This is a genomic window from uncultured Nevskia sp., assembly GCF_903885465.1.
GTDB lineage: Bacteria > Pseudomonadota > Gammaproteobacteria > Nevskiales > Nevskiaceae > Nevskia.
Genome location: NZ_CAISIQ010000335.1, coordinates 1 through 10,815 on the forward strand (window position 1 = coordinate 1; position 10,815 = coordinate 10,815).

A 10,815-nucleotide genomic window follows, 5' to 3' on the forward strand; every position below is an offset into this window, starting at 1 on the left:
CCGATCCAGGCGATGCCGGTGATCAGATGCAGCCAGCGGCCGAGCAGGCTCAGCCAGTCGATACCCCAATTGATCATGGCGGACTCAAGCATCGGGATGAAAACTCTTGCCCAGCGAAGCCGGCTGGTTCAGCAGGATGGTCTTCGGATCGCGGCAGATGATCACCAGCACGACGATCGTTGCCGCGTACGGAAGCATGCTCAGGAACTCGCTGGGCACGTCGACACCGAAGCCCTGCGCGTAGAGCTGCATCACCGTCACGCCGCCGAACAGATAGGCGCCGAGCATCACCCGCAACGGCTTCCAGGTGGCGAACACGACCAGCGCCAGCGCGATCCAGCCGCGGCCGGCGCTCATGCCTTCAACCCACATCGGTGTCAGCGCCGTCGACAGATAAGCGCCAGCGATGCCGGACATCGCGCCGCCAAACATCACCGCCAGATAGCGGATCACGATCACCGGCTCGCCGATGGCATGGGCAACGGTCGGCGATTCGCCGGTGGCCCGCAGCCGCAGGCCGGCCCGGCTGTGGTTCAGGAACCAGGACAGGGCGAAGTACAACGCGATCGACAGATAGACCAGCGCGTCATAGTTGAGCAGCAGCGGGCCGATCACCGGCAGATCGCTGATGCCGGGGATGTCGAGCCGCGGCACTCGCTCGATCGGCATGCCGGAGTAGCCGCGGCCGATAAATGCCGACAGGCCGACGCCGAACAGGGTCAGCGCCAGCCCGGTCGCCACCTGATTGGTCTGCAGGCTCAGGGTCAGGAACGCGAACAGCAGCGAGACGGCCGTTGCTGCGAGCATGCCGGCGAGGAAGGCCAGCACCAGGCTGCCGGTGGCAATGCCGGCCGCAAATGCGGCGACTGCACCGACCAGCATCATCCCTTCGACGCCAAGGTTCAGCACGCCGGCGCGCTCGGTCACCAGTTCGCCGAGCGCGGCATAGATCAGCGGCGTGGCCGCGACCACGGTGCTGACGAAGATCGGAATCAGATGCTCGAAGTTCATGACGCCACACCCGCAACCGCACGCGACTCGCGACGGATGCGCCGCAGCCGGAACGTGATGAACAGATCGGCCGCCAGCAGATAGAACAGCAGGCTGCCCTGGAACAGGCCGGTGATCGACGACGGCAGTTGCAGATCGATCTGCGCCGCTTCACCACCGAGATAGAGCAGCGACATCAGCAGCGAGGCCAGCACGATGCCGAAGGGATGCAGGCGGCCGACGAAGGCGACGATGATCGCCGCGAAGCCATAGCCCGGCGAGACCACCGGCTGCAGCAGGCCGATCGGCCCGGCCACTTCGCTGATGCCGGCGAGGCCGGCCATGCCGCCGCCGATCAGCAGCGCCAGCCAGATGTTGCGGCGCTCGCTGAAGCCGGCGTAGGCCGCGGCCTGCGGCGCCAGCCCGGCCACCAGCATGCGGTAGCCGGCGAAGGTCTTGGTCGAGAACACCCAGGACGCCACCGCCAGCAGCAGGGCGACGATGAACGCGGCCGTCACCCGCGTGCCTTCAACGAGCATCGGCAGGATCGCGTTCTCGACGAACACTTTCGACTGCGGAAAGTTGTTGCCGTCCGGATCGCGCCAGGGCCCATGCACGAGGTAACCGAGCAGCTGCTGGGCGATGTAGACCAGCATCAGGCTGACCAGGATTTCATTGGTGTGGAAACGGGTGCGCAGGAACGCCGGAATCGCCGCCCAGGCCATGCCGCCCAGCGCACCGGCGATCATCATCACCGGCAGCGCGAATGAGCCCAGCGCTTCGCCCCAGAACAGCGCGATACCGCTACCGGCAATCGCGCCCAGGGTCAGCTGGCCTTCGGCGCCGATGTTCCAGACGTTGGCGCGAAAGCCCAGCGCCAGGCCGAGCGCGCAGAGCATCAAAGGTGTGGCCTTCAGCGCCAGTTCGCCGAGATCGTAGGTAGTCGACAAAGGCTTCAGGAAGAACACCTGGAACGCGGTCACTGGATCCTTGCCGAGGATCAGGAACACGATCAGGCCAGTCAGCGCCATTGCCGTCGCTGCGATCAGCGGCGAGGCCAGCCGCATCGTCGAAGACGGCTCCGGCCGCTTCTCCAGGCGGAACGGCCAGAGGGTCTGCAGCAACTGGCTAGGCAGCGACATCGACGGGCTCCCCGGTCACAGTCTCATCGGCATGCCCTGCCATTGATGTGGCAGACATCAGCACGCCGATCTGCTCGATCGTCAGCTCGGCAGACGGCATCGTCGGCGACAGCCGGCCCTGATTGATGACGGCAATGCGGTCGCAGATCATGAACAGCTCATCGAGTTCTTCGGAGATCACCAGCAGCGCCACGCCCTGATCGCGCAGATCGATCAAGGCCTGGCGGATCAGCAGCGCGGCGCCGACATCGACACCCCAGGTGGGCTGGGCGACGACCATGACTTTCGGCTTGAGCCGCGTCTCGCGGCCGACGATGAACTTCTGCAGATTGCCGCCGGACAAGCTGCTGGCGATCGAGGACTCACCACCGCACTTGACCTTGAACTGCTCGATGGTTGCCTTGGCAAATGCGCGCGCGGCCTTCTGCTGCACCATCCCGTAGCGGAGCATGCCGGTGCTGCTGCCGCCGCTGGCACCGGTCAGCAGCGCGTTTTCCGCTAAGGTCATCGCGGGTACCGCACCGCGACCGAGGCGTTCCTCGGGAACAAAGCCAAGCCCGAGTCCGCGTCGCTGTGCGGGATTCAGCAGGCCCGCCGGCTGTCCGCAGAGGCGGATCATGCCGGCATGGCTGCGGTTGATTTCGCCGACCAGGGTTTCACCGGACAGCGCCGCCAGCAGTTCCTTCTGGCCGTTGCCGGAGACGCCGGCGATGCCGACGATCTCGCCGCCGCGAACGCGCAGATTCAAATCCTGAAGCCGGGTGCCGAAAGGATCGCGCGTCGTCAGGCTGAGATTGGTCAGCTCCAGTTCGATCTCGCCCGGCTCACGCGGCTGTAGCTGGCAGGCGGTCAGATCGCTGCCGACCATCAGCCGCGCCAGGCTGGCATTCGATTCATCGCGCGGCACCGCCGTGCCGCTGAGCCGGCCGCCGCGCAACACGGTGGCGGTGTCGCAGAGCGCGCGAATCTCGTCGAGCTTGTGGCTGATGTAGAGAATGCTGACGCCTTCACTGGCCAGACGCCGCAAGGTCTCGAACAGCTTCAGCACCGATTGCGGCGTCAGCACCGAGGTCGGCTCGTCCATGATCAGCAGACGCGGCGACTGCAGCAGGCAGCGGACGATCTCGACCCTTTGCCGCTCGCCGACCGACATGCTGTGGGTCAAACGATTCGGATCAACCGGCAGACCGTATTTTTCCGAGACTTCACGGATGCGCGGTGCCAGCAGCGCAGGCTTGATCTTCTCGTCCATCGCCAGCGCGATGTTCTCGGCAACGGTCAGCGTCTCGAACAGCGAGAAGTGCTGGAAGACCATGCCGATGCCGAGCCTCCTGGCCTCGGCCGGGCTGGCGATGGACACCGCTTTTCCTTCCCAGACGATGATGCCTTCGTCCGGCCGGGTGACGCCGTAGACGATCTTCATCAAGGTGCTCTTGCCGGCACCGTTCTCGCCGAGCAGCGCGTGAATCTCGCCGACGCCGACGGTCAGATCGATATGGTCGTTGGCGAGCACGGCCGGATAGCGCTTGGTGATGCCGCGCAGCTGCAGGCGTGGCGGCAGGGCAGCGTCAGTAGTCATTGAAGGGACGCGTCCTTGGCAAGATGCCTGGCCGTGCGCTCGGCCTGCGGGCAGGCTTTGCAGCCATCGACAGAGCAGGTCTCCACCGGATGCAGCGGCGTTTCAAGTAGGGGCGTCTTCAGCTCGGCTCGGATCTCCGTCGTCAGCTGCAACAGCTGCGCCGCGATGCCGACGGCAATCGCCGCAGGCAGCTTGGAAGGAATGCCGGCGATGCCGATCGGACAGACCAGCGGCGCAATCTGCGCTGCACTCAAGCCATCGCGCGCCAGCCGCGAGCGGAAGCGCGCGCCCTTGCTGTGCGAGCCGATGACGCCAACAAACGCGGCATCGCCCCGTTCGAGTATCGCCCGGCACAGCGCGTAGTCCAGCGCGTGGTCATGCGTCATGACGATGTAGTGCGTGCCGGGCGCGGCTTCGCGCAAGGTCTGCAGCGGGAACGCGGTGCATAGCGGCGTGACGTTGTCGGGCACATCGGCCGGCAACAGCTCGGCCCGTGCATCGATCCAGCGCACTGCATAAGGCAGCCCGGCGAGCACCGGCACCAGCGCCTGGCCGACATGGCCGGCACCGTAGAGATGGACGGGCAGGGTGTTGCCGCCGAGATCTTCGAGCAGGGTGCAGTTGCCGTCATCGCTGCGGATGAGCTGGAGAGCGGGTCTCCCTTCGCTACTCGGAAGAAGGGTTGGGGATGAGGGGCTGCGCGCGACTTCGGAGTGAGCTCGTTTCTGCGGAGACGGTCCCTCACCACTGCCCCTCTCTCGGGGGGAGAGGGGATAGCGAGTCACGTCGCGTTCAACTTGTCCATCAGGCTTCACGCTCGATCGCCAGTAACAATTCGGGGTGGCCGCCTGCCGCAACACAGCTTCGTCCATCGCCGTGAAACGCTCCAGCCAAAGCTCGACCACCCCCCCGCAACACTGCCCCAGCTCGGCCCCGAGAATCAGCTTGCGAACCTGCACCGCTGGCGCGTCGACAGAGGTCAGCATCGCCAGCGCCGCCCGCTGCGCTTCCCATTCGAGATAGCCGCCGCCGATCGTGCCGCGGAGTCCGTCGCGGCCGACCAGCATGCAGGCGCCGGCTTCGCGCGGCGCCGAGCCACGCGCGCTGGCAACCAGCACGCGCACCACGGCGGCTTCGCGCTGCAAGGCGGCAAGCACGGCGCGTGGCCAGTGGTTCAGCGGCGCGAGCCAGCGGCCGTTGCTGGCGGTCGACAGTGGCTGCGCCTGCATCGCGGCGCTCATGCTGGATTACCGGACACGCTGGCAATCGCGCGAAGCACCGCTTCCGGTGTCGCTGGTGACGGCAGATCGGGTAGCGCTCCAACCGGCCCGCAAGCCGCGCAGGCATCGCGGATCGCATGCAGCACCGAGATCGCCAGCATCAGCGGCGGTTCGCCCACGGCTTTCGAGCGATGGATCGTGTCTTCGCGGTTCGGTTCCTGTTCGAGCAGCGCGACCTTGAACCGCGCCGGCCAGTCGCGTGCGGTCGGGATCTTGTAGGTCGAGGGCGCATGCGTTTTCAGCTCGCCCTTTGTGTTCCAGCTCAGCTCTTCGCTGATCAGCCAGCCAGCACCTTGCAGGAAGCCGCCTTCGATCTGGCCGATGTCGATCGCCGGGTTCAGCGAGGTGCCGACGTCATGCAGGATGTCGACGCGGAGCAGCGAGGTTTCGCCGGTCAGCGTGTCGATGGCGACTTCGGCGACTGCCGCGCCGTACGAGAAATAGAAGAACGGCCGGCCACGCAGCAGGTTCTTGTCCCAGTAGATCTTCGGCGTCTTGTAATAGCCGGTGGCGGACAGCGAGATGCGTGCGAGATAAGCCTTTTCGACCAGCTCCGCGAAGCTCAAGGACTGATCGCCGATCTGCACCTTGCCGTCGGCAAAGCGCACTTGCTCCGTCGTTACCGCGTACTCGGCGCAGGCCAGTACCACCAGCCGCTCGCGGATTGTCTGGGCCGCGGCTTGCGCAGCCTTGCCGTTGAGATCGGAGCCGCTGGACGCGGCCGTCGCAGAGGTGTTCGGCACCTTGCTGGTATCGGTCGCAGAAACGCGGATCGCAGCCAGTGGCAGGCCGAACTCGACGGCGACGATCTGCGCGATCTTGGTGAACAGGCCCTGACCCATCTCGGTGCCGCCATGGTTCAGCAGCACGCTGCCGTCGCGATAGACATGCAGCAGCGCGCCGGCCTGATTGAAGATCGTCGCGTTGAACGAGATACCGAACTTCACCGGCGTCAGCGCGATGCCGCGCTTGATGATCGGGTTTGCGGCGTTCCATTCGGCAATCGCCATGCGCCGGGCGCGGTAGTCGCTGCTGGCTTCCAGCTGATCGGCGATCGGCGGCAGCACGTTGTCTTCAACCTGCTGGCCATAGGGCGTGAAATCACGCTCGCCGATGCCGTAGAAATTCAGCCGCCGGACATCGAGCGGATCTAGTCTCAAGGTCCGCGCGATGTCGTCGACGATGGCTTCGATCACCATCATTCCCTGCGGACCGCCGAAGCCACGAAACGCGGTGTTCGACACCGTGTGGGTCTTGCAGCGATGCGACAGCACGTCGAGGTGCTCGATGAAATAGGCGTTGTCGAGATGGCAGATCGCACGGTCGTTGACCGGGCCGGACAGATCGGCCGAGTAGCCGCAGCGCGAAGCCAGCATCACCGACAAGGCCAGGATCCGGCCGCTGCTGTCGTAGCCGACGTCGTAGTCGGCAACGAAGTCGTGGCGCTTGCCGGTCATGATCATGTCGGCATCGCGGTCAAGCCGCAGCTTCACCGGGCGGCCGGTCTTGACCGCGAGGATGGCCGCCGCTGCCGCGAGTAGCGCCGGCTGGCTTTCCTTGCCGCCGAAGCCGCCGCCCATGCGTCGGCATTGCACGGTCACATCGTAGGAGTGACGCCCCAGTGCCAGCGCGACGAGATGCTGGATCTCGGTCGGATGCTGAGTCGAGCAGTGAATCAGCATCGCGCCGGCCTCCGAAGGTAGCGCGATGGCGATCTGGCCTTCGAGATAGAAGTGGTCCTGCCCGCCGATAGTCACCGAGCCCTTGAGCCGTAGCGGCGACTGCGCAAGCTGCACTGCCGGCTCGCCGCAGACCAACCGCTGGCTCGGAATCACATAGCTCTGCGCGGCCAGCGCGCTGCGGATATCGAGGATCGCCGGCAGCTCCTCGTATTCGATGTCCGCCAGCAAGGCCGCCTTGCGTGCCGCGCGATAGCTGGTGGCGGCGACCGCGAACAGCGGTTGGCCGACGTGCTGCACGAGGCCTTCGGCAAAGATCGGATCGTCGTGGACGATCCCGCCGTAATTGTTGTGGCCGGGAATATCGCCGGGCAGCGCGACGGCGACGACGCCCGGTGCGGCGAGCACGCGACTGAGGTCCAGTTTGACGATGCGGCCGTGGGCGATGCGGCTGGTGCCGAACGCGGCATGCAGCGTGTTCGCCGGCAGGCCGATGTCATCGGCGTACAGCGCCTGACCGCTGACATGCAGGTGCGCGCTTTCGTGCCGCACGGACTGGCCGACCGTCGTTGCGTCGAAGCCGATCGGATCGGCTTTCATAAGGCTGCCTCGACGGCTTGGGCCTGATCGGTACGCAGCAGGGTGCCGCTGCCCGAATGCTGGAGATGGAAGCGCTTCAGCAGATTCATTGCTGTCTGCAGGCGGTAGGCGCTGCTGGCGCGCATGTCGCTGAGCGGGGTGTAGTCATCGGCAAGCTTGGCGGCGGCTGTGGCGATCGTTGCCGCGGTGAACGGCTGGCCGATCAGCGCGGCTTCGGTGGCCGGCGCACGCATCGGCGTCGCTGCCATGCCGCCGAAAGCGATGCGCGCGCTGCTGATGGTGTCACCAGTCAGCGTGATCGCGAATGCGGCGCAGACTGCCGAGATGTCCTGGTCGATGCGCTTCGACAGCTTGTAGCTTTCGAAGATCAGGCCCGGTGCCGGCTTCGGGATGCGTACGGAGGTGAGGAACTCGCCCGGCTGCAAGTCCTTCTTCTGATAGCCGAGATAGAAGTTCTCCAGCGGCAGCCGGCGCACAGCATCGCCGCAGCGCAAATCGATATCGGCACCGAGCGCGATCAACGCCGGCATCGCATCGCCGATCGGCGAGCCATTGGCGAGGTTGCCGCACAAGGTGCCGGAGTTGCGCACCGGGGGCGAGGCAAAGCGCTGGGCCAGTTCGGCCAGCTGCGGAATCTGCTCGACGATCGCCGCCCAGGCGGCAGTCAGCGAGACGGCAGCGCCGATCTCGATGCCGTCGTCGCTGACCACAAGTTGCTGCAGTTCGACGACTTCGCCGACATACAGAATCGGCGGCAGCTCGCGCAGATGCTTGGTGACCCAGAGGCCGATGTCGGTGCCGCCGGCGAGGATCAGCGAATCCGGCGCTGCCTGATAAGCCGCCGCGAACGCGGCCAGGGAGCGGGGCGCCTGGAAGCCGGGCAGGGTCAGGGCAGTCTCGCGTTGCAGGCTGGCGAGGGTCGTGACGCGGCTTGATGACTGGCCGTCGTCGCGGCTCCAGCGCGCCGGCGTCGGGTAGGCGCTCATGCGGCAGCCGGCGTCGATGATCGGCCGGTAGCCGGTGCAGCGGCAGAGATTGCCGGACAGCGTGTCGATCACTTCGGTGCGCGCTGGTGCGGTCTGATCCCCAAATTGGTGCTCCTTGGGGTGCTGCGCCTGCTGTTGATAGAGCGCGAACAGCGACATCACGAAGCCCGGCGTGCAGAAACCGCACTGCGAGCCGTGGCAATCGACCATCGCCTGCTGCACCGGGTGCAGCGCAGCGCCCTGCTGAAGACTTTCGACAGTGACCAGTTCCTTGCCGTCGATGGTCGCCAGGAAGCGGATGCAGGAATTGACGGCGCGGTAGTCGATGCCGCCGCTGCTGTTCAACTCGCCAAGCACCACCGTGCAGGCCCCGCAGTCGCCTTCGGCACAGCCTTCCTTGGTGCCGGTGCGGCCGGCTTGCTCGCGCAGGTATTCGAGCACCGTCGTCGTCGGCTCGGCCACGTCGACGCTGACCACACGGCCGTCGAGGGCGAAGCGAACGCTGTGGTCTGAAGCTATCGGCATGAAGCGGATTCCGCTGGAAATGGCTGGCCGAACGCCGGCCGGCATCCATCTTGCCAAGAGAATCCCCAAGAGCAACTGAGGGGCAGGGCGGAAGGCACAGCCACCCCTGCCGCCAAAGCGGCCCTGTACGAAATGCTGACCTCCGGTTTGACCATGGTCTTCGACATGCGAGAGCGGACCTGAAAGCGGCCCGATGAATCCTTGATGAGGCTGGGAAGCGCAAGGCTCATGCCAGTCCCGCCGATTCTCGAATATTGAAGTCGACAATCTTCAATCATTTTGTATGCAGTTTTCGGGGTTCATTGCTGCCGAAGAATACATGCAGACATGCCGCCAAAAGCCTGATTGCGCGCGCTAAATCAACTGAAGCAAGCGAATGGGACGATCTCCGAACGAGTAATCGCTGCCATGACGGGACGCGACGAAAGGCGTCCGATCGAACAGATAGCGTCGGCGATGGCATGCTCGTTGCAATTGCTTTTCTGGAATGTATGCAATTTGCCAAACGCGTGAGGGGCGCGTCGCCGCACGGCAACCGGGGCTTTGGGTGAACCACCTGTTCACCGAATCATTTCTTTCCAGGGGAGTAGGTTTATGAAGCGTAGGAAATCGGCGCGCAGGCTGCGCGCGGTGAGTCTGATCATGCTGAGCGGCAATCTGGGGGCTGCGGGCCTGGCCATGGCGCAAACCGCCGAGGAAACGCCGGCACCGGCTGCGGAAACGACCACGACGAGCGAGTCGGGCGCCACCCAGCTGAAGCAGGTCGACGTCCGCGGCGTCAACCGCGCGGTCAACATCCTGAACACCGAGAAGGTCGATTCGGTCTTCGGCTTCGACAAGAGCATCAAGGACACGCCCCGTTCGATCACCTCGATCAGCAAGGAAACGCTGGACAAGCTGAACATCAACAACATCGACGATCTCGTCGTGTTGAGCCCCGGTTCGTTCACCCAGTCGTTCTTCGGCGTGGCCGGCTCGCTCGATCTGCGCGGCACCCCGGGCGAAACCTACTTCCGTGGCGTGCGCCGTATCGACAATCCGGGCAACTACCCGACGCCGATCGGCGCCAGCGACCGCATCGATATCGTCCGCGGCCCGGCGTCGCCGATCTTTGGTCCGTCCAAGGTTGGCGGCTATCTGAACTTCGTGCCGAAGTCCGAGCGCGCCCAGGACAAGACCGATGCCTCGCGCACCGCTGGTGAAGTGGGCGTGACGCGCGGCAGCTTCGACAAGAACGTGATCCACGGCGAAGTCGGCGGCCCCGGCGACGTGGCTGGCAAGAAGTTCGGCTATTACCTGTATGCCGAAGGCGAAAGCTCGGGTTCGTACTACGACAACTCCGGCACCGATCAGAACATCTACCAGGCGGCGCTCGACGCCCAGCTGACCGAAAAGTCGCGCATCGAATTCGGCGGCATGTATCAGGACTACCGCGGCAACCAGGTGGCCGGCTGGAATCGCCTGACCCAGGACCTGATCAACCACGGCACCTACATCACCGGCAGTCCGAAGTCGCTGGACAGCAATGGCGATGGTCTGCTGTCGGCAGCCGAATCCGCTGCGGGCGATCTGGCCATCTTCTATCCGTTCGGCAGCACCAATCCGAATGCCGCTTTCGGCAACGTCAATTCACAGACGGCGGAAACCGTGAATGCCGATCTGGCTGCGCATCCGAACATGGCGCTGCTGAATCCGGGCACGACCAAGCTCAAGGGCTCCCAGACGTTGACCCAGAAGGATGACCGTCTCGACAGCAAGGTGATCACCTTGTATTTCGACTTCATCCATGACTTCAGCGATGACTTCAAGGTGGTCAACAAGACCTTCTACGAGTCGCTCGACAACGTCAATGAGAACGTCTACGGCTTTTCGCAGTTCGCCGATACCTATGCGATCGAGGATCAGCTGAACTTCTCGTACACCTGGGCCGGCAATGACTACATCAAGGCCGCGTACCAGCTCGGTGCATCGCTGCGCTATCAGGACTTCGAGCACGGTGACAACTTCGCGTTCGAATACTTCGATCGCCGCGAC

7 protein-coding genes are annotated in these 10,815 nt (G+C 64.7%); 1 reads left to right on the plus strand and 6 read right to left on the minus strand.

What is annotated here, in order from left to right; genetic code table 11:
- Positions 1–84: 84 nt before the first annotated feature.
- Genes QZY06_RS13105 through xdhA form a run of 6 tightly spaced genes read right to left on the minus strand, consistent with a single transcriptional unit; the run spans position 85 to position 8,781 of the window.
- The gene (locus QZY06_RS13105) at positions 85–1,011 is read right to left on the minus strand and encodes an ABC transporter permease (RefSeq protein ID WP_295685119.1); all 927 of its coding nucleotides are present in this window, start codon (positions 1,009–1,011) and stop codon (positions 85–87) included.
- Complete coding sequence (locus tag QZY06_RS13110) at positions 1,008–2,132, minus strand: ABC transporter permease (RefSeq protein ID WP_295685121.1); 1,125 nt, start codon at positions 2,130–2,132, stop codon at positions 1,008–1,010. The genes QZY06_RS13105 and QZY06_RS13110 overlap by 4 nt, the downstream gene beginning before the upstream one ends.
- Positions 2,119–3,711 carry an ABC transporter ATP-binding protein gene (locus tag QZY06_RS13115; protein ID WP_295685123.1) on the minus strand — a complete coding sequence of 531 codons (1,593 nt, stop codon included), beginning with the start codon at positions 3,709–3,711 and terminating at the stop codon, positions 2,119–2,121. The genes QZY06_RS13110 and QZY06_RS13115 overlap by 14 nt, the downstream gene beginning before the upstream one ends.
- Complete coding sequence (gene xdhC / locus QZY06_RS13120; protein ID WP_295685126.1) at positions 3,708–4,952, minus strand: xanthine dehydrogenase accessory protein XdhC; 1,245 nt, start codon at positions 4,950–4,952, stop codon at positions 3,708–3,710. The genes QZY06_RS13115 and xdhC overlap by 4 nt, the downstream gene beginning before the upstream one ends.
- The gene (gene xdhB, locus QZY06_RS13125) at positions 4,949–7,270 is read right to left on the minus strand and encodes a xanthine dehydrogenase molybdopterin binding subunit (protein ID WP_295685128.1); all 2,322 of its coding nucleotides are present in this window, start codon (positions 7,268–7,270) and stop codon (positions 4,949–4,951) included. Before xdhB ends, xdhC begins: the two co-directional genes overlap by 4 nt.
- Entirely contained in the window at positions 7,267–8,781 is a 1,515-nt protein-coding gene (gene xdhA, locus QZY06_RS13130) for a xanthine dehydrogenase small subunit (protein WP_295685131.1), read from the minus strand. Before xdhA ends, xdhB begins: the two co-directional genes overlap by 4 nt.
- Positions 8,782–9,411: 630 nt before the next feature.
- Here xdhA and QZY06_RS13135 point away from each other — a divergent pair.
- Positions 9,412–10,815, plus strand: a 1,404-nt coding sequence (locus QZY06_RS13135; protein WP_295685134.1) for a TonB-dependent receptor plug domain-containing protein, incomplete at its 3' end; no start/stop codon positions are given.